This window comes from Campylobacter avium LMG 24591 (assembly GCF_002238335.1).
Lineage (GTDB): Bacteria > Campylobacterota > Campylobacteria > Campylobacterales > Campylobacteraceae > Campylobacter_D > Campylobacter_D avium.
Map to the genome: position 1 here is coordinate 701,982 of NZ_CP022347.1, position 18,543 is coordinate 720,524.

Genomic DNA, 18,543 nt, shown 5'->3' on the forward strand with positions numbered 1-18,543 from the left:
GATTTATTTTGCAAGATAAAAAATACAGACTAAATGTCGCAGCTGTGATACTTTCTAGCTCGTATCCATTTGATTGCCGTGTTTTTATAGCTAAGAGAAATGATATGGATGATGTTTGGCAGTTTCCACAAGGCGGCATAGATGAGAATGAAAATCCTAAAAGTGCTATATTAAGGGAGTTAGAAGAAGAAATTGGCACAAAAGATGTTGAATTTATAGCCACTTATCCAAAATGGCTTAATTATGACTTCCCAAGCAAGATAGCTCATAAGATGTATCCTTATGACGGGCAAAGCCAGAAGTATTTTTTGCTTAGATTAAGGCCTAGTGCTAAGATAAATTTAAGGACAAAGCACCCTGAATTTAGCTCTTATAAATTTGTGAATTTGCAAGAATTGTTTAAGATTATTACTCATTTTAAAAGACCGCTTTATGTAAAGGTAATAAAATATTTTCAAGAAAAAGGTTATATTTAATGCTTATAGTTCAAAAATACGGCGGAACAAGCGTTGGAAGCTTAGAGCGAATACAAGCTGTGGCACAAAGGGTAATCGCTTCGAAAAAAGACGGCGTAAAATTAGTTGTTGTTGTCTCTGCTATGAGTGGGGTTACAAATGACTTGATAGACAAGGCGCAGTATTTTTCAAAAAATCCTAGTCCAAGAGAGCTTGATTTGCTTTTAAGTAGTGGTGAAAGAGTTACTTCAGCTTTATTGTCTATAGCTTTAAATGAGGCCGGTTTTAAAAGCATAGCTTTTAGCGGTCGTTTGGCTGGAATTTACACAGATAGCGTTCATACCAAGGCCAGGATAAATAAAATAGACACAACAAACATAAACAAAGCCTTAGATGAGGATAATATAGTCGTAGTTGCCGGCTTTCAAGGCATTGATGAAAAGGGCTTTGCTACAACCTTGGGCAGGGGCGGAAGCGATCTTAGTGCCGTTGCCTTAGCAGGGGCTTTAAAGGCTGATTTGTGTGAAATTTATACTGATGTTGATGGGGTTTATACTACTGATCCTAGGATAGAACCAAAGGCTAGAAAGCTTGATGTGATTTCTTATGATGAGATGTTAGAGCTTGCTTCTTTGGGGGCTAAGGTTTTGCAAAACCGCTCCGTTGAGCTAGCAAAAAAGCTTAATGTAAGATTAGTAACTAGAAGTTCTTTTAACACAAACGAAGGAACCATTATAAGTAAAGAGGATGATAAGATGGAACAAGCATTAGTAAGCGGTATAGCTCTTGATAAAAATCAAGCAAGGCTAACACTAAGAAATATAGAGGATAAACCAGGCATCGCGGCTGAAATTTTTACAGCTCTTGCGAATGAAAATATAAATGTTGATATGATTATACAAAATGTAGGTAGGGACGGAGCTACAAATTTAGGCTTTACCGTGCCTGAAAATGAGCTTGAACTTGCCAAAAATATCATGCGAAAGCTCCTAGGAGAAAATGCACTTATAGAAACAGATAGCGAGGTGGTTAAGGTTTCTGTTGTGGGTGTTGGTATGAAATCACACTCAGGAGTTGCCTCAAAGGCTTTTAAAAGTTTGGCTGATGAGGGCATAAACATAGGTATGATTTCTACAAGCGAGATAAAAATTTCTATGATAGTGGATGAAAAATACGCAGAATTAGCCGTAAGAGCCTTGCATAAGGCTTATGAGCTGGATAAGAAATGACAGAGTTTTTAAAATACACACTTGATTTGATAAGGCATGACAGTGCTTCTATGTCTTGGCTTGAGGATAAGAGATTAGAATTAGCACCGTTGCTTTTTAATAGATTAAAATTGCTAATCCAAGACGGCAGGGCTTTTATCTTTGTAAGTGATGACAATAGGCTGTGGTATGAGGAGTATTTTTTACAAAACATCAACTCAAAGTCTAACAGACCACTAATCCCGTTTTTTTCCTTAAATTCTTTATGCAAAAGACAGATTAAAAACAACGAGGATATAAGCCTTGTCAATGATTTGCTAGAAATTACATTTCCAAATGGTTTTGTTTATTTTTATGTTGGCTTAAGTGCTAGTAATATGGCTAATATTGCAAAGTCAAGGTCTGATAGTTTTTTTATAGTTTTTGATGATGAGCATGTGCAAAATAGCCTTTTTATAAACCAACAAGATGTAAATTTAGATAGCAAACTTATATCGTTTTATAATTTTTTTGATAGCTTGTTAGACGCTATCTTGCTTTCTAGGGTTAATATTTGAGCTTTGTTAGCAAGATTATAATTAGTAGTAATTTTGAAGCCGTTAAAGAAAAACTTTTAAGTGAGTATTCTTCTAGCATAATCAAATTCATACCCAAAGAAGTTACAGATGAATTTTTAATGGACAATGCAAAAGAGGTGCAAAGAGAAAGTTTTATAGCTGAAAACAAAGAAAAAATCATAGTTATAATGGCAAATTCTTTTAGAAACGAGGCGCAAAATTTCTTGCTAAAACTCTTTGAAGAACCGCCAAAAAATATCAAATTTTTACTAGTAAGCCCCTCTAGGAATTTGTTGCTTGCTACTGTTAGGTCTAGATTTATTTGCGAGAATTTAAAAGAGCAAAAGATTAAAAAAGACTTTGATTTAAGCCCAAAAAATTTGGATTTAAAGAATTTTTTCGCATTTTTGCAAAAAAATGAAAATATGGATAAAAATGAACTGCTAGATTTCATACAAGATTTTGCCATGAAAACTTGTCAGTATAAAAATTTAGACGAAAAAGAGCTTGAGTATTTTTACAAATTCTATGAGCTTGCAAGGCTTAATTCAAGGGCAAGTATTATAATCTCAGCTATGTTTTTACTTTTGCAAGAAAGGCTTTAATGCAAGTTTTTAAGATAAGCTCACAGAGTGATTTTAACAAGCTTTGTGCTGATATAAGGCCTCATAAGGTAGGACAAAAGATAATGTCTGAAAAAAGTAAAATTCACTTTTTTTACATAAAAGATATTAGCTCTGCTGCTGCAAATATCTTAAAACAAGACGCCTTAAGAGTTGGTGCTGAGCTAATAACTAAAGAAAGTGTGATTTTAGGCGATAAAGAGCCAAGCAAGGCACTTTTAATGGCCACAAAAGAGCAAATTTCAAAGCTTATTATCAAAGAAAAAAAGCAAGATTTTAAGCTAAAGGATTTAGCTAAATTTTTAGAAAAAGACTTTGCTAAGCCAGAAAAAGTAAAGATTATGGGCGTTTTAAATTTAAACAATGACAGCTTTAACAAGCAAAGTAGGGTGGATGAAACAGACTTTGAAAAAAGGCTTTTAGCTATGCTTGATGAGGGGGCTGATTATATAGATATAGGAGCGGTTTCATCGCGTCCAGGCTCACGCTACTGCGGCAAGGAAGAGGAATTTAAAAGGCTTAACTTTGCTCTTGATTTGATATATAAAAAAAACTACTATGAAAGGGCGATTTTTAGCCTTGATAGCTTTGATGAATACTGCTTAGAATACGCCTTAAACAAAGGCTTTAAGCTCATAAATGATATACAGGGTTTAAGAAATAAAAACTTAGCTATTTTAGCTGAAAAATACAAGGCAAAATACTGCTTAATGCATATGCAAAATGAGCCGCATAATATGCAAGATAATCCGCATTATGACTTCATCCTAGCTGATATTGAGGCTTTTTTTAAGGAAAAACTTGAGCTTTTATCCTCTTTTGGAGTCGATGAAATTTTGCTTGATGTTGGCATAGGCTTTGGTAAGAGTGCTGAGCATAACTTAGTTTTAATCAAGCATTTAGAGCATTTTTTACACTTTCAAAAACCCTTGCTTGTGGGTGCTAGTAGAAAAAGCGTGATAAATGCTTACTATGAAAGCGAGGTCGAGCAAAGACTGCCCGGAAGCTTGTTTTTACACCTAAAAGCTTATGAAAATGGAGCAAGTATCATAAGAACACACGATGTTAAGGAGCATAAACAGCTTTTTGCTATGGCTAAGGCTATGAAAGAGCTAGCTATAAAATAAATCTTATTTTAGCCGATTTTGTACTAAGGGTTTTTAAAAAGGAGGCTAAAATGATAAGGCTTGATGGAAATGCTTTTTACTCTTTTAGCACAGCTTTTAACAAAAATGATAACACTAAAGCCTACTCCTTGCCAGAGGCATTAGAAAAGTTAAAAGAAAGAATGGGCATAGAGAATAAAAAGGCTAGTGATAGTGATGAATTTAGCCTTATGGATCTTATAAGAGAGCTTTATAAGCAGCTTGAAAAAATTAAAGAGCAAATGGATAAAACAGATGATCCTAAGATGAAAATGATGCTAAATTCACAAGCTCTTCAAATAATGGCTCAAATTCTTGAGCTCATAGGACTTGCTATAAAGCAGGAACAAATGAATGCAGCAAGAAAGCAAAGCAAAGTATGAAAAATGCTTAAAAAAGCCTATGAAAAAGTAAAGAACCCTGAAAAGCTAAGATATGAAAAAGTGCTTTCTTTGTATAAAAAACTCTCATCACTTGACTTAAAACAAAAAGATAGCTTAAATGAATTTATGAGTTTAAGCAAGGAAATTTTAAACCTTTTAAATAAAAAGGATCTAAGGGTTTAAAGCTTTCTTAACTAGGCTTTGTTATAATAAATTTAAAAAAATTTAAGGCTTTTTATGGATTATGAGCAGTATTTAGAAAAAGTAAGCTTAGCTAAAAAATATGTAAAGGCATATTATGTGGATGATAAACCCTTAGCAAGTGATGAAGAATACGACAAACTTTTAAGAGAACTTAAGGACTTTGAAAGCAAAAACGAAAGCTTAATATCAAAAGATAGCCCCACTCAATACATAGGCTCTGTTATACAAAGTGAGTTTAAAAAGATAAGACATTTAAAAAAGATGTGGTCTATGGAAGATGTTTTTGATGAAGAGGAGCTAAGAGCTTGGGCAAAAAGAGCAAGGTGTGAAAAGGGCTTTTTTGTGGAGGCTAAATTTGACGGAGCTAGTTTAAATTTGCTTTATGAAGATGGCAAACTAATAAGCGGTGCTACTAGAGGAGATGGAGAAGTAGGAGAGGACATAAGCTTAAATGTCTTAGAGATAGATAATATACCAAAAACTATAGCCTATAAAGGAAAAATAGAAATTCGCGGAGAGGTTTTGATACTAAAGGATGATTTTGAAGCCTTAAACGAAAGCAGGGCAAAAGAGGCACAAAGTCTTTTTGCAAATCCTAGAAACGCAGCTTCTGGCTCTTTAAGACAGCTTGATACCAGCATAACAAGGGCTAGAAAGCTTAAATTTTATCCTTGGGGTGTGGGAGAGCATTCTTTAAATTTTAAAAAACATAGCGAGATTATGGACTTTATAAGAGCTCTTGGCTTTTTAAAGGATGATTTTATAAGGCTTTGTGAAAATTTAGATGAGGTTTTAAAAGCCTATAAGGAGCTTTTAGCCCTAAGAGATAAAAAGCCTATGATGATGGATGGTATGGTTGTTAGGATAGATGATTTAGCTCTTTGTGAAAGCCTTGGCTACACGGTTAAATTTCCAAGATTTATGGCAGCCTTTAAATTTCCAGCTCTTGAAAAAAGCACAAAATTACTTGGAGTGAATTTACAGGTTGGAAGAAGTGGGCTTGTAACTCCGGTTGCAGTTTTAGAGCCTGTTGAGCTAGACGGCGTTAGAGTAAGCTCTGCAAGCTTGCATAATTTTGATGAGATTGCCCGTCTTGATATAAGGATAAATGACTATGTAGCTGTGATTAGAAGCGGTGATGTCATACCAAAGATAACTAATGTTTATAAAGATAGAAGAGAGGGCAAAGAGCTTTTAATAAGTCGTCCAAGGCTTTGTCCTGTTTGTGAAAGTGAGCTTTTGGATGAGGGAATTTTGATAAGATGTCAGAACTTAAACTGCGAGGCTAGGCTTGTTAATTCCATAATCTACTTTGTTTCAAAAAGATGTATGAACATAGACGGGCTTGGAGAAAGCATAGTAGAGCTTCTATATAAGCACAAAAAGATATCTTCCATAGAAAGCATATATTCTTTAAAATATAGTGATTTTGAAAATTTAGAGGGCTTTAAGGATAAGAAGATAAACAATCTTTTAAGCTCCATAGAAGCTTCAAAGGATAATGAGCTTTTTAAATTCATCTCAGCACTTGGCATAGAGCACATAGGAGAGGTGGCTGCTAAAAAGATAGCTTCTTGCTTTTCCTTTGAGTGGCTGGATAAGAAAAAAGAGGATTTTGAAAAGCTAGAGGGCTTTGGAGAGCAAATGGCACTTTCTTTGGAGGATTTTTTAGCTATAAATAAAGAAAGAATTTTGCATTTTTACAGCATTTTAAGGCTTAAAAACACCCAGCAAGAAAGTAAAACTTCTATATTTACAGGCAAGGTAGTGGTAATAACAGGAAGCTTATCAAAACCAAGAGATGAGTTTAAGGCTTTGCTTGAGAGTATGGGAGCAAAGGTATCTTCTTCTATCTCAGCAAAGACTGATTTTTTACTATGCGGCAAGGATGCTGGCTCAAAGCTTGAAAAGGCTAAGGCACTAGGCATTAAGATACTTAGTGAGGAAGAGTTTAACTCTTTATTAGTATGAGTTTTTTTGCTATCCTAGCTCTTTTTATAATAGCTCTTGCTTGGCAAGATCTTGTTTATGTATTTTTCTTTTCTATCTTTATCTTTTATGCTATTTATAGAGAAAATTTAAGTTTTTTAAAGGCTAGAAAGCTCATCATAAAAAAGGCAAGCATACAAAAAAATTCTTTTTTTGATAAGCTTAGCAAGGGCAGGGCTTATACTAAGATACTTTCTTTTTGTTTTAGTATAAGCTTAGTATGCTCCTTGCTTTTAAATTTGATGTATGCAAATAAGCTTGATTTGCTTTTTTTCTTTTTGATTTTTCCTCTTGTTTTTTTACTTCTTAAATTTATTTTAAAAAGCCAGTTTAAGTCAAGCTCTTATAATATCTTTTATTTCATAGCCTTTTCAGCCTTTTTTTCAGCCCTTATTTATGCTATTTTAAATGCATTTACTAAAGAGCCCTTAGAAGCCTTTGTTTATCTTAAAGAAAATATAGATCTTTATAAGATAAGCTCTTTTTCTTTTTTAAATTTTTTCTCTCAAGGCGTGCATATCCTAGCTGTTTTAAAGAATTTTTTATTGCTTTATTTTGATAATCTCGCCATAGAAATCTTAATCTTTTGCTTTGATTTTATAAATTCTTTTTTTTCCTTTTTAGCGCTTGGCTTTCTATACTCTTTTTGCTTTCGTAAAAAGGCTTATATCTTTCTTGTTTTATTTTTAGGATTGCTTTTATTTTTTGTTTATGATGATAAGAGAAATAAGGAAAAGATTTATCAAGATTCCTTGCCCTTTATCTTTGAAAACATTAAAAATGCCAATATCTTAGATGAAAATTTAACTTATATCAAAGAAAATTTAAAGCACAATGTACATTTTTTAAAAAGCTTTAAGCAAATTTTAGAAAAATCAGCTCTTGATATAGGCTTTTGGTGGTTTAGTGCTGAAAAAAAAGAGCTTGAAAAAGAGCTTGAAAAGGCTTTAAATGAGATATGATAGCTTTGTAAGTAAAAGGCTTAAAATTTCAAGAAATAAAGCCTTAGAACTCATAGAAAAAGAACAAATTTCTTTAAATTCCTTGCATTTTAAGCCCTCTTTTAACGTTGCAAACTATCTTTTAAGCCTTGATAAAAACTTAAAAAATACCGATGATATTTTAGAAAATAAGCTTTTAAGCTTGGAGCTAAGGGAAAAAATTTATGTAAGCAGGGCAGCTTTTAAACTAAAGGGCTTTTTAGAGGAGCTAAGCCTAGATATAAAGGATAAAATTTGCCTTGACATCGGGGCTTCAAAGGGCGGTTTTGTAGAGCTTTTGCTTGAAAAGGGTGCTAAGGAAATCACAGCCTTAGATGTAGGCTCTATGCAGCTTGATGAGAGCTTAAGAGAAAATTCAAAGGTAAGATCTGTGGAAAAGACGGATTTAAGGGACTTTAAAAGCACTGTGAAATTTGATTTGATAACCTGTGATGTGAGCTTTATATCCTTGATAAAACTTTTAAAATATATAGATAATTTTGCAAAAAAGGATATAATTTTGCTTTTTAAACCCCAATTTGAGTTAGGCATAGAGGCAAAAAGAAGCAAAAACGGGCTTTGTTTGGATGAAGAAAAGATAAGTTTTGCAAGGCAAAATTTTCAAAAACAGTGCGAGGCTTTGTGCTGGAGCTTAAGACTTAGCAAGGCTTCTACTTTAAGAGGAAAGAATGGAAATATCGAGTATTTTTACTATTACCAAAAAGGATGAGTTAAAAGACCTAGCCATAGGTTGCTTTGATGGGCTTCACTTAGCACATTTTGCCCTTTTTAAAGAACTTACAGATAAGGCAGGAATTTTACTGATAGATAAATCTTATAAATACAATCTAAGTCCAAACGAGGATAAAAAGAAAATCCTAAATTTTAGTATCTTTTCTTTGGATTTTAAGGAAATTAAAACTATGCAAGGAGATGAGTTTTTAAGGGCTTTAAAGCTTGAGTTTAAGTCTTTAAAAAAGCTTGTTTTGGGCTATGATTTTCGCTTTGGGCTAAATAGAGCCTTTAGTGCTTATGATGTGGAAAGGATAAGTGGGATTAAAACCGTGGTAGTGCCAGAGTTTAAGCTTGATGGCTTAAGTGTGCATTCAAAGCTAATAAGAGAATTTTTAAAAGAGGGTAAGATACAAAAGGCAAATAAATTTTTAGGCAGGAGCTATAGTGTAAAGGGCAAAATCATAAAGGGGCAAGGACTTGGCTCAAAAGAGCTAGTAGCTACTATAAATTTAGACTGCGAAGATAAGTATTTGCTACCCAAAAACGGCGTTTATGCCACAGTTACAAAGATAAATTCTAAGCTTTTTAAGTCAGTATCCTTTGTAGGCATTAGAAATACAGACTTAAATTTTAGCCTTGAAACGCACATTTTAGAGGATTTTAAAGAAGAAAATTTTAAAGAAGCTAGGGTATTTTTTCTAGACTTTTTAAGAGAAAATCAAAAATTTCAAAATTTATACGAGCTTAAAAAGCAAATTCTAAAAGACTGCGATGAGGCAAGTAGCATTTTAAAAAAGGAAAAACTTAATGAAAGATGAGCTTTTTAAAAAGGATAGCAAAAAGCAGTTTGAATTTGATGAAAGTGTGGTAGCTGTTTTTGATGATATGATAAGTCGCTCTGTGCCTTTTTATGATGAAAATTTAAGGCTTTGCGTGGCTTTGTTAGCTAAATTTGCTAAGAAAAATTCCTTGCTGTGTGATTTGGGCTGTTCTACTGCTACTTTTTTGCTTGAAGCCTTTAAAAAAAGGCCTGATTTGCTTTTGCACGGCGTGGATAATTCAAAGCCTATGCTTGATAATGCTAAAAAAAGAGCTAAGGCTTACGGAGCAAATATAAGCTTTCATTATTTTAATCTAAGCGAGTTTAGTTTTTTTAAAGCCGATGTTTTCATAGCAAATTATACTATCCAGTTCATTAGACCCCTAAAAAGACAAGAGCTTGTTAATAAAATTTATGAGAATTTAAATGAGGGAGGCTTTTTTATCTTAAGTGAAAAAATCATCTTTGAGGATGGTTTTTTAAGCAAGAAAATGATAGAGCTTCATCAAGAGTATAAACTTAAAAATGGTTATTCTAGCCTTGAAATTTCAAACAAAAGAGAGGCTTTGGAAAATGTGCTTGTGCCATATAGCGAGAAAGAAAATTTAGCCCTGCTTGAAAATGCTGGTTTTAAAAGGATAGAAAGCATTTTTAAGTGGGCTAATTTTGAGACTTTTCTGGCTTTTAAAGACTAAAATTTCTTTCTTTCCTCATCATCATAAGAAAAGATAGGCAAGGACCATTTGTTTTTAATGGCTAGCAACCTAAACGATACGCCCAAAAATAAAGTTATAAGGCTTGCGCTTAGCAAATCAAGCTTTAAAAACACAGTCAAAACATAGTATAAAATTCCAGCAAAAATAGCTACTGAGGCATAAACTTCTTTTCTAAAAACAAGGGGAATTTTACCACACAACACATCTCTAAATATCCCGCCAAAAACCCCGGTTATAACAGCTGAGCTAACCGCTATGATAAAGCCTAAATTTCCATCTATTGCAACTTGAGCGCCAAGTATGGAGAAGGTAACAAGCCCTATGGCATCAAGTGTTAAAAACAAGCTTTCAAGTTTTACGACGAGGCTTGGTATCTTAGTAGCAAATAAAGCACAAAAGCAAATCAAAATAACATACTCAGGATGTGCCACCCAAGTAAGAGGATAATGGCCTAAAAGCATATCTCTAATGCTTCCGCCACCTATGGCAGTCACTAAGGCGATAAAAACAACGCCAAAAAAGTCCATCTTATATCTTCCAGCAGCAATCGCCCCGGTCATAGCTTCAGCTGATATGGCTATTATATAAAGTATGGTTAGAAGCATAGTCACTTTTCAAAATAAAATGGTGCCCAAGGTCGGACTCGAACCGACACAAGGTTGCCCTTACTAGATTTTGAGTCTAGCGCGTCTACCAGTTTCACCACTTGGGCTGAATTAAGGAGTAAATTATAACTTTTTATTTTTAAAAAGTCTTTAAAGATAAGAACTTATGCCGATTTTGTTTTTATAAAAAGTGGAATTATTTTTGCTTTACATTTGTTAAATTTAAAGAAAGGCAAGGCTATGCGTGTAACAAATAATATGAATGCTTATAACTCTTTAACCTCGGTTCAAAGCGGCATGAATACCTTTTATAAGATAAATCAGCAGCTTAATTCGGGCTACCAGATATCAAATTCTTACGAAGGTGCAAATACCTACATAGACAGTGCCAGGCTAGAGTATGAAATACAAACATTAGAGCAGGTTGAAAAAGCGGCTAGTATGGCTTCTGAGATGATGAAAAATACAGATTCTGCCTTGGAGCAAATGGTATCTTTAATAAGTCAGTTTCAAGTAAAGGTAACTCAAGCAGTCAATGCTACTCAGTCGCAAACCTCAAGGGAAGCCATAGCAAAGGAGCTTACTAGGATTAAGGAAGAGATTGTAAATTTAGCAAATACAAGCGTAAATGGGCAGTATCTTTTCTCTGGTTCTTTGACCAATACAAAGCCTTTTGATATTTATGGAAATTATTTTGGAAATCAAGAGGATTTAAATATTGTAACTGGTGATAGAACTACAAATTCCTACAATATTCCCGGTTATGATTTGTTTTTTAAGCCAGATAATGATTTTTACAAGCAAATAACCACTAATGTTAGTTTTACTGATAATCGTTATAATTTAGTTGATAATCCGGATAAAACAAGATACCTAACAGCAAGCGATTCTTTTAAAAATTTGGTTGGTTTGAATTATTTTGAGGATAATGCTTGGCTTGATCCTAAAAAGCATTTTGAGGATGAACCGCTTGATTTGCCACCAACAGTTTTATATGTGCAAGGCAAAAGGCCTGATGGAACTAGTTTTAAAAGCTCTGTGCTAGTAGAGCCAGATGATACCTTGCAAAGCATGTTTGATAAGATAGGCGCTGTTTATGGAAATACCAGCACTAACAAGGTTGTTGATATAAGCATTAATGAAAGCGGTCAAATTCAAATCAAAGATTTAAAGCAAGGCAATAATTCCTTGGATTTTCACGCAGTGGCCTTTACGCCTCAGTTTGAAAGCGAGGAGCAGTATCATGATGTTTTAGAGAGCTTGGAAAATCAAGGCAATACCTTAGAAGACCTTACAAATGCTATTATGCAAGAGGCCTTAAATGCGAGTGGCGGTGATATTACAAATTTAAATCCTCCTGTTACTGTTGGCATTGACGGTGTTAATTATGAATTTGGTTTAAGTTCGACCGAATTTATATCAGGCAACATGACAGATACTGATGGAAATCAAATCAACGGCGCTGATTATGATAATGTATTTTTTGAAAGAGACGGAAATAAAGTTTACGGCAATGTTTCTCAAATCATCCAAGCAAGCGGTGAGTATGCCAGCGAATCAACCAAGTTAAGCGAAGTTTCAGGCACCTCTCTTGAAAACACAGTCTTAAATTTAACCGTAAATTCAAAGGGAGGAAATACTTACGAAGTAAGCGTTGATCTTGGTAACTCAACTGTGTCTTACACAAATGCAGCAGGCCAGGTTGTGAGCTTTCCTATCATGCAAACTGACCCTTTAACAGGAAATTCAGGTATAGTAACCCCTAGCAATGAAATAAGCTACAAGCAATTAAACGACATCATAGGCCTTTTTGCCTCGGATCAAGTTCCAACAACAAGCATAAATGCTGTAAATAATCAAATCAACGCGGCGGATTACCAAACCTATCAAACAGCCTTGCAAGATTCTAAGTCAACCGTTGAGGTAAATCTTGATTATAAGGGTAGAATTACTGTCACTGATAGATTATCAACAGGAACAAACATAGGCGTTGCCATTCACGATAGCAACTCAACCCAATTTGCCCAGCCGCCATTTAGCACTACAGCGAATGTGACAGAGGGGGCATCGCTTTCTTTTAATGCTAACAATGCCTTGATTATAGATGAACCGCATGTTGATTTTATAAAGGATTTGGATAATATGATAGAGGCGGTTTCAAAGGGCTACATAAGAGCGGATGCTAACAGCGAAGATCCTAGAAATACAGGTATGCAAGGAGCTCTTGCAAGACTAGATCACTTAGGAGAGCATTTAAGAAAGCAAAGAACTATCATAGGTGCGGACGCTGCTGCTGTTGAAAAGACTGCTGATAGGGCTACTATGTTAAAACTTAATGTAAAAGAGATAAGGTCAGGCGTTATAGACATTGATTTAGCAGCGGTTTTAACAAATATGATGCAAACACAAATTAATTACCAAGCAGCACTAAAAGCAACAAGCACTATGTCTCAACTAAGCCTCTTAAATTATATGTAATCCGTGTTTTTGCACGGATTTTTAAATTTTTTAAATTTATTGATACGCAAAATTTGGTGACAAATATTTATTTCAAGCTTTTTTCTATGCTTTCATAGATTTCTTTTAAGGCCTCATTAAGTTTTGAACTGTTTTTTGCTCCTGCAGTGGCAAAATCATCCCTGCCTCCTCCATTTCCACCAAGAGCTTGAGCTATTTCCTTTACCAAGGCACCAGCCTTTAAAGGTGCATTTTTTACCCCGCAAGCAAAGCAAACTTTCTCATCTTGTTTTTGTGCGATTAAAATGACTGCTTTTTCAAATTTGTTTTTAAAATCATCTATCATAGCCTTTATATCGCCATTTTCTACCTCGCATACACAAAGCTTAGTCCCGTTTATATCCTTAAAATCAAGCTTCACGCCACCACTTTGCTTAAGGCTATTTTTAAGCTTAGAAAGCTCATCTTTTAGTTTCTTTACCGCTAAGATATTATCAGCGCTTTTAAGCTCTGTTTTTAATAAAGCACTTTCTTTTATGAAAGATTTTGCGTAGTTTAACGCAGCCTTTGATACCACAGCTTCTATTCGCCTAACTCCAGCAGAAACGCCGCTTTCTTTTACTATGTAAAAAGAGCCAATTTCAGCGCTATTTTTTACATGTGTCCCACCACAAAGCTCCTTGCTCTCTCCAAGGCTTACTACCCTTACCTTATCTTGATATTTTTCATTAAACAAAGCTATGGCTCCGCTTTTTTTTGCTTCATCTAAGGCCATTATCTTGGTTGTGCTTGTATCAGCTTTTATTATAAGCTCATTTACTAAATTTTCTATCTTTGTTAGCTCTTCTTCACTCAAGGGCTTTGAGTGCGTAAAGTCAAATCTAAGCTTGTTTTCCTCCACCAAAGAACCGGCTTGAGCTATGTGAGAGCCTAAAATTTCTCTTAAGGCATAGTGAAGCAGATGTGTAGCGCTGTGATGTCTTGCAACTTGTGCCCTTTTATCCTTATCAACACTTGCTAAAAGCACATCATTTGTTTTTATATCCTCATTTGCTAAAACAAGGCATAAATTTATATCCAAAAATTTAGCCACATCTAAAATTTCGCTTTTACCAACTTTTCCACTATCAGCAATCTGTCCTCCGCTTGTAGCATAAAATGGAGTTTTATCAAGCATTAGCCAAGCTTTCTCTCCTTTTTTTAAAGAAGAGCTTTTTTTAAAATTCTCATCCAAAATAGCTAAAATTTTACTCTCACTTTCTAAGCTTTCATAACCTACGAAGGAATTTAAGCCAAAATCCTCAAGCAAAAGTTTAAAATCCCCAGAAGCTATCTTATCTCCACTTCCTTTCCAAGAAGCCTTTGCCCTGTCTTTTTGTTCCTTCATTAGCTCATCAAATTTAGCCTCATCCACCTTTAAATTTAGCTCTCTTAGCATATCTGTGGTTAAATCAAGTGGAAAACCATAGGTATCATAAAGCTTAAAGGCTACTTCTCCGCTAAAAATTTCTTTGGTATTTTTAAGCTCTTCGTTAAAAAGCTCGATACCCTTTTCTATAGTGCTTAAAAACCTTTCTTCCTCAAGCAAAATTTGCTCTTTTACATTTTCTTTTTTTTCATTTAGATAGCTATAATGTCCGCCCATAAGCTCGCAGACCTTATCTACTAATTTATACATAAAGGGTTTTTTAAGTCCTAGTAAATATCCGTGTCTTAAGGCTCTTCTTAGAATTCTTCTTAAAACATAGCCCCTACCTTCCTTATCAAAGCTAAGTCCTTGTGCTAGTAAAAAAACAGAGGATCTTATATGATCAGCTATCACTCTATACGAAGCTCCGCTTTCATAAACATAAGGTCTTTTACATAGTTTTTCTATCTCTTTTATCAAGGGCATAAATAAAGAGCTATCAAAATTACTAACTTTACCCTCTTTTATGGCACAAACTCTTTCAAGTCCCATACCCGTATCTATGCTAGGCTTTGGTAGTGGAATGAGTGTGCCATCAGCACTTCTTTCATACTGCATAAAGACTAAATTCCAAATTTCTAAGAAGCGGTCTCCATCTCCGCCCATATAGTCCTCATCACTGTTAAAATGCTCAGCTCCTTGATCATAAAATATCTCGCTACAAGGTCCGCAAGGTCCTGTATCGCCCATTTGCCAGAAATTATCCTTATCTCCAAATTTATAAATTCTTTCTTTTTCTATATGCTCTTGCCAAAGCAAAAAAGCCTCATCATCACTTGTATGCACTGTTACATAAAGTCTATCTTTAGGCAGTTTTAAAACCTGAGTTACAAATTCCCAGGCATAGGCAATGGCTTCTTTTTTGAAATAATCTCCAAAGCTGAAATTTCCAAGCATTTCAAAAAAGGTGTGATGTCTTGCGGTGTATCCTACATTATCAAGGTCATTGTGCTTTCCTCCAGCTCTTATGCAGGTTTGACAGCTTGTGTTTCTAGGTGGATTTGGTCTTGGTTCATCGCCTGTAAAAATTCTTTTAAAAGGCACCATTCCAGCATTTGTGAAAAGTAAGCTTTCATCCTCTGGCACAAGAGGTGCAGAAGCTACTATGCTATGTCCTTTTGACTTAAAAAATTTCAAAAATTCTTCTCTTACATCCATCTTTAATAATTCCTAGCTTAAAAATATTTTTGCAAAATGATAGCAAAATATCTTAAATTTAAGCAAAAATGAAATATAATACAGGTTTTTTAAATAAAATCAAAGGTTTAAAATGCACTTTCCTTTTATAAATTTAAAAGCCCAGTATCAAGCTTATAAAAGCGAGATAGATAAGGCTATAAGCGAGGTTTTAGAAAGCTCATCTTTTATAGGAGGTAGGGTTTTAGACGATTTTGAAAAAGAATTAGCCTCTTTTGTAGGAGTTAAACACGCCATAGGTTGCTCATCTGGCACTTCATCCCTGCTTTTAGCACTTTTAGCCTTGGATATAAAAAGAGGCGATGAGATTATAGTTCCTTCTTTTACCTTTGTTGCTACAGCTGAAATGGTAAGCTTACTTGGAGCAAAGCCTGTATTTGCAGACATTTCTTTAGAGGATTATAATATCAATGTAGATACGGTTAAAAACTTAATCACAGACAAAACTAAGGCTATCATAGCTGTGTCTATCTTTGGACAAATGCCTGACTTACTAGCCTTAAAGAATTTTTGCAAAAGTAAAGGACTTTATCTTATAGAGGACGGCGCACAAAGCTTTGGGGCTAGGCAAGATGATTTTAAATCTTGTTCTATGGCCGATATTTCTTGCACTTCCTTTTTCCCTTCAAAACCCCTTGGTGCTTACGGCGATGCTGGGGCTGTATTTACTGATAATGATGAGTATGCAAAAAAGATTAGAATTTATCTTAATCACGGACAAAATGAAAGATATAAACACGAGCTCATAGGCTTTAATGGTAGGCTTGACAGCATACAAGCAGCTGTTTTAAGGGTAAAATTAAAACACTTAGAAAAAGAGCTTGTAAGAAGAGAAGAATTAGCTAAGGCTTATAATGAGGGCTTAAAGGATAAAAACCTAATCCTACCTAAGATAAAAGAGGGCTTTACTAGCGTCTGGGCTCAGTATTCTATAAGGGTAAAAAATAGAGATGCTATAGTAAAAAGACTTGATGAGCTAGGAATTCCAAGTGCCATTCATTATCCTTTAGGGCTTCATTTACAAAAGGCTTATGCTTATCTTTCTTATAAAAAAGGTTCTTTGCCTAATACAGAGCTAGTCAGTGAGGAAATTTTATCCTTACCTATGAGTGCATTTTTAAAGGATGAGGAGCAAGAAAAGGTTATAAGGGCTTTTGAATGAATATAGGCATAATAGGCCTTGGAAAGATGGGGCAAAACCATTTAAAAGAGCTTTCTAAAAATGAGAATTTTAAGATTAAAGCCTTGCTTGATTTAAAGCTAAATGAAAATTTAGCCTATCCTTTTTTTGATAATATAGATGATTTTTTAAGCACAGACTTAGACTGCGTTATCATTTCATCGCCTACTAATACTCACTTAAGTTTGGCAAAGGCTTGTTTTAAGAAGGTAAAAACGCTTTTGATAGAAAAGCCTTTGGCTTTAAATTTAAAGGAAATGAAAGAGCTAAAAGAAGAGGCTTTAAAAAACGAGGTGGCCGTGGCGGTTGGCTTTAGCGAGAGGTTTAATCCTGCCATTATAGCTCTTAAAAATGAGCTAAGAGATGAAAAGATAATCAGTATAAATATAAGAAGATTTTCTCCTTATCCTTTTAGGATTACAGATGTTGGAATTTTAAGGGATTTAAGTGTGCATGATTTAGACCTTGTGCTTTATTTTCTAGGTAAAAGACCGCTTAAAAGTGAGATTTTTAAACTAGCTGTAAAGGATGAAAAAAAGGATGATGAGGCTATACTTTCTCTTGCCTTTGATTCTAGTATAGCTACGCTTCATCAAAGCTGGAATTCAAATCTTGCTTTAAGGCAGCTTGATATTATAAGCGAAAATGCTATTTATAGTGCTGATTTGCTAAATTTTAGCCTGAAAAAAAATGGCTCCTTAATACCACTATCAAAAAGCACTCCTTTAGAGGGTGAGCATACTCATCTTTTATCATTGATTAAAAATAAAAACTCATCTTACCTGGCAAATATCGATAATTCTATCATCATACAAGAGCTTTTGGAAAAGCAATGAAATATGTTTTTTTTATAAATATGGGCGGGGCTGAGAATTTGCAAGATTGCGATGTTTTTTTGAAAAATATGTTTAGCGATGAGTATATCTTGCCCATTAAAAATAAGCTTTTAAGATCCTTTGTAGGCTTTATGATAAGAAAATCAAGACTAAAGGCTATGCAAGAAAGCTACAAACACATAGGAGGCAAGTCCCCTTTAAATGATATAACAAAAAAACTTTGTTCTAAGCTTGATAAGGATGGCTTTTGTTTTGATTTTATAAATTTATATGTAAAGCCCTTTGTTATTGATGTTTTAAAAAAATACGAGTTTAAAGAAGATGATGAGATAGTGTTATTTCCGCTTTATCCTCATCACTCACAAACTACAGTTACAACATCTGTAGTAAAGGTAAAGGAGGCTATAAGACTTTTAAACATAAATTCAAAATTATCTGTGATAGATATATTTTATGAGGACGAGCTTTATAATGAAATGTTAATAAAACAAATTTTAGAAGCAAATGAGAGCTTTTATCCAAATGAAAAGAAGGTCTTACTTTTTTCTGCTCATTCCTTGCCTATGTCTATTATAAAAAGAGGGGATCTTTACGAAAAACACATAAATGAGCATGTAAAGCTTTTATCAAAAAGGCTTGAGACTTATTTTGACTCCTTTCTTTTAGGTTATCAATCAAAGCTTGGTCCTGTAAAATGGCTAGAACCAAACACGGGAGATCTTATAGAAAAGCTTGATAAAAAAGCTATAATTTGTCCTATATCTTTTTGCATAGATTGCTCTGAAACTGTTTTTGAACTTGATATAGAGTATAGAAAGGTGGCTAAGAATGAATACAAGGTCTTATCTTGCCCAAATTATAGTGATGAATTTATCAAATTTATAGAAAGTAAAATTTAAAACAAAATTTATTTAGTCTTTTTATAGTATAATGTTATTCATATCAATAATATTTAAGGAGGAATAATGTATAAATTTTTGTATAT

The 18,543-nt window shown here is 34.1% G+C and carries 18 protein-coding genes and 1 tRNA gene; 16 read left to right on the plus strand and 3 right to left on the minus strand.

The annotated features are described in order from the left end of the window. The first annotated feature begins 5 nt into the window (after positions 1–5). The 12 genes from CAV_RS03630 to cmoA are packed head-to-tail and all read left to right on the plus strand — an operon-like array spanning position 6 to position 9,794. Complete coding sequence (locus tag CAV_RS03630) at positions 6–476, plus strand: RNA pyrophosphohydrolase (RefSeq protein ID WP_094325153.1); 471 nt, start codon at positions 6–8, stop codon at positions 474–476. Next, positions 476–1,684 carry an aspartate kinase gene (locus CAV_RS03635; protein ID WP_094325154.1) on the plus strand — a complete coding sequence of 403 codons (1,209 nt, stop codon included), beginning with the start codon at positions 476–478 and terminating at the stop codon, positions 1,682–1,684. Before CAV_RS03630 ends, CAV_RS03635 begins: the two co-directional genes overlap by 1 nt. Then, on the plus strand, positions 1,681–2,220 hold the full coding sequence (locus CAV_RS03640; RefSeq protein WP_094325155.1) for a HobA family DNA replication regulator: 540 nt from the start codon (positions 1,681–1,683) through the stop codon (positions 2,218–2,220). The genes CAV_RS03635 and CAV_RS03640 overlap by 4 nt, the downstream gene beginning before the upstream one ends. After that, positions 2,217–2,825: a DNA polymerase III subunit delta' gene (locus tag CAV_RS03645; protein ID WP_094325156.1), complete on the plus strand. Its 609-nt coding sequence runs from the start codon at positions 2,217–2,219 to the stop codon at positions 2,823–2,825. Before CAV_RS03640 ends, CAV_RS03645 begins: the two co-directional genes overlap by 4 nt. Further along, a complete protein-coding gene (gene folP, locus CAV_RS03650; protein ID WP_094325157.1) occupies positions 2,825–3,970 on the plus strand; it encodes a dihydropteroate synthase in 1,146 nt (381 codons plus the stop codon). Before CAV_RS03645 ends, folP begins: the two co-directional genes overlap by 1 nt. Positions 3,971–4,020: 50 nt before the next feature. After that, entirely contained in the window at positions 4,021–4,371 is a 351-nt protein-coding gene (locus tag CAV_RS03655) for a hypothetical protein (protein WP_094325158.1), read from the plus strand. A gap of 3 nt (positions 4,372–4,374) precedes the next feature. Then, the gene (locus CAV_RS03660) at positions 4,375–4,554 is read left to right on the plus strand and encodes a hypothetical protein (protein WP_094325159.1); all 180 of its coding nucleotides are present in this window, start codon (positions 4,375–4,377) and stop codon (positions 4,552–4,554) included. Between the two features lie 54 nt (positions 4,555–4,608). Beyond that, positions 4,609–6,546, plus strand: coding sequence for an NAD-dependent DNA ligase LigA (gene ligA, locus CAV_RS03665; RefSeq protein ID WP_094325160.1), 1,938 nt, complete (start codon positions 4,609–4,611; stop codon positions 6,544–6,546). Continuing rightward, positions 6,543–7,526, plus strand: a complete 984-nt coding sequence (locus CAV_RS03670; RefSeq protein ID WP_094325161.1) for a hypothetical protein — start codon at positions 6,543–6,545, stop codon at positions 7,524–7,526. The genes ligA and CAV_RS03670 overlap by 4 nt, the downstream gene beginning before the upstream one ends. Continuing rightward, the gene (gene tlyA, locus CAV_RS03675; protein ID WP_094325162.1) at positions 7,516–8,274 is read left to right on the plus strand and encodes a 23S rRNA (cytidine-2'-O)-methyltransferase TlyA; all 759 of its coding nucleotides are present in this window, start codon (positions 7,516–7,518) and stop codon (positions 8,272–8,274) included. Before CAV_RS03670 ends, tlyA begins: the two co-directional genes overlap by 11 nt. Further along, complete coding sequence (locus CAV_RS03680; protein ID WP_094325163.1) at positions 8,234–9,097, plus strand: bifunctional riboflavin kinase/FAD synthetase; 864 nt, start codon at positions 8,234–8,236, stop codon at positions 9,095–9,097. Before tlyA ends, CAV_RS03680 begins: the two co-directional genes overlap by 41 nt. After that, complete coding sequence (gene cmoA / locus CAV_RS03685; RefSeq protein WP_094325164.1) at positions 9,087–9,794, plus strand: carboxy-S-adenosyl-L-methionine synthase CmoA; 708 nt, start codon at positions 9,087–9,089, stop codon at positions 9,792–9,794. Before CAV_RS03680 ends, cmoA begins: the two co-directional genes overlap by 11 nt. On the opposite strand, the gene CAV_RS03690 is transcribed toward cmoA, so the two are convergent. Together CAV_RS03690 and CAV_RS03695 are read right to left on the minus strand one after the other, a co-directional pair. Continuing rightward, a complete protein-coding gene (locus CAV_RS03690; protein ID WP_094325165.1) occupies positions 9,791–10,420 on the minus strand; it encodes a trimeric intracellular cation channel family protein in 630 nt (209 codons plus the stop codon). The genes cmoA and CAV_RS03690 overlap by 4 nt on opposite strands. A gap of 20 nt (positions 10,421–10,440) precedes the next feature. Then, positions 10,441–10,527 (minus strand) — tRNA-Leu (locus CAV_RS03695). Positions 10,528–10,660: 133 nt separating this feature from the next. Between CAV_RS03695 and flgL the strand changes: the two genes are divergently transcribed. Further along, entirely contained in the window at positions 10,661–12,898 is a 2,238-nt protein-coding gene (gene flgL / locus CAV_RS03700; protein ID WP_094325166.1) for a flagellar hook-associated protein FlgL, read from the plus strand. A 67-nt stretch (positions 12,899–12,965) separates the two neighbouring features. On the opposite strand, the gene alaS is transcribed toward flgL, so the two are convergent. After that, positions 12,966–15,503, minus strand: coding sequence for an alanine--tRNA ligase (gene alaS / locus CAV_RS03705; protein WP_094325167.1), 2,538 nt, complete (start codon positions 15,501–15,503; stop codon positions 12,966–12,968). Between the two features lie 112 nt (positions 15,504–15,615). On the opposite strand from alaS, the gene CAV_RS03710 reads away from it, so the two are divergent. Genes CAV_RS03710 through hemH form a run of 3 tightly spaced genes read left to right on the plus strand, consistent with a single transcriptional unit; the run spans position 15,616 to position 18,457 of the window. Further along, positions 15,616–16,704 carry a DegT/DnrJ/EryC1/StrS family aminotransferase gene (locus CAV_RS03710; RefSeq protein WP_094325168.1) on the plus strand — a complete coding sequence of 363 codons (1,089 nt, stop codon included), beginning with the start codon at positions 15,616–15,618 and terminating at the stop codon, positions 16,702–16,704. Further along, entirely contained in the window at positions 16,701–17,558 is an 858-nt protein-coding gene (locus CAV_RS03715; protein ID WP_094325169.1) for a Gfo/Idh/MocA family protein, read from the plus strand. The genes CAV_RS03710 and CAV_RS03715 overlap by 4 nt, the downstream gene beginning before the upstream one ends. Continuing rightward, the gene (hemH, locus tag CAV_RS03720) at positions 17,555–18,457 is read left to right on the plus strand and encodes a ferrochelatase (RefSeq protein WP_094325170.1); all 903 of its coding nucleotides are present in this window, start codon (positions 17,555–17,557) and stop codon (positions 18,455–18,457) included. The genes CAV_RS03715 and hemH overlap by 4 nt, the downstream gene beginning before the upstream one ends. Positions 18,458–18,543 lie beyond the last annotated feature (86 nt).

Excerpts from the sequence above, each read along its gene's own strand:
- CAV_RS03640 (WP_094325155.1), top strand. The coding sequence starts at position 1,681 with ATGACAGAGTTTTTAAAATACACACTTGATTTGATAAGGCATGACAGT.
- CAV_RS03710 (WP_094325168.1), top strand. The coding sequence starts at position 15,616 with ATGCACTTTCCTTTTATAAATTTAAAAGCCCAGTATCAAGCTTATAAA.
- folP (WP_094325157.1), top strand. The coding sequence starts at position 2,825 with ATGCAAGTTTTTAAGATAAGCTCACAGAGTGATTTTAACAAGCTTTGT.
- ligA (WP_094325160.1), top strand. The coding sequence starts at position 4,609 with ATGGATTATGAGCAGTATTTAGAAAAAGTAAGCTTAGCTAAAAAATAT.
- CAV_RS03690 (WP_094325165.1), bottom strand. The coding sequence starts at position 10,420 with ATGCTTCTAACCATACTTTATATAATAGCCATATCAGCTGAAGCTATG.
- tlyA (WP_094325162.1), top strand. The coding sequence starts at position 7,516 with ATGAGATATGATAGCTTTGTAAGTAAAAGGCTTAAAATTTCAAGAAAT.
- cmoA (WP_094325164.1), top strand. The coding sequence starts at position 9,087 with ATGAAAGATGAGCTTTTTAAAAAGGATAGCAAAAAGCAGTTTGAATTT.
- flgL (WP_094325166.1), top strand. The coding sequence starts at position 10,661 with ATGCGTGTAACAAATAATATGAATGCTTATAACTCTTTAACCTCGGTT.
- CAV_RS03715 (WP_094325169.1), top strand. The coding sequence starts at position 16,701 with ATGAATATAGGCATAATAGGCCTTGGAAAGATGGGGCAAAACCATTTA.
- CAV_RS03680 (WP_094325163.1), top strand. The coding sequence starts at position 8,234 with ATGGAAATATCGAGTATTTTTACTATTACCAAAAAGGATGAGTTAAAA.
- CAV_RS03670 (WP_094325161.1), top strand. The coding sequence starts at position 6,543 with ATGAGTTTTTTTGCTATCCTAGCTCTTTTTATAATAGCTCTTGCTTGG.
- CAV_RS03655 (WP_094325158.1), top strand. The coding sequence starts at position 4,021 with ATGATAAGGCTTGATGGAAATGCTTTTTACTCTTTTAGCACAGCTTTT.
- alaS (WP_094325167.1), bottom strand. The coding sequence starts at position 15,503 with ATGGATGTAAGAGAAGAATTTTTGAAATTTTTTAAGTCAAAAGGACAT.
- CAV_RS03660 (WP_094325159.1), top strand. The coding sequence starts at position 4,375 with ATGCTTAAAAAAGCCTATGAAAAAGTAAAGAACCCTGAAAAGCTAAGA.
- hemH (WP_094325170.1), top strand. The coding sequence starts at position 17,555 with ATGAAATATGTTTTTTTTATAAATATGGGCGGGGCTGAGAATTTGCAA.
- CAV_RS03635 (WP_094325154.1), top strand. The coding sequence starts at position 476 with ATGCTTATAGTTCAAAAATACGGCGGAACAAGCGTTGGAAGCTTAGAG.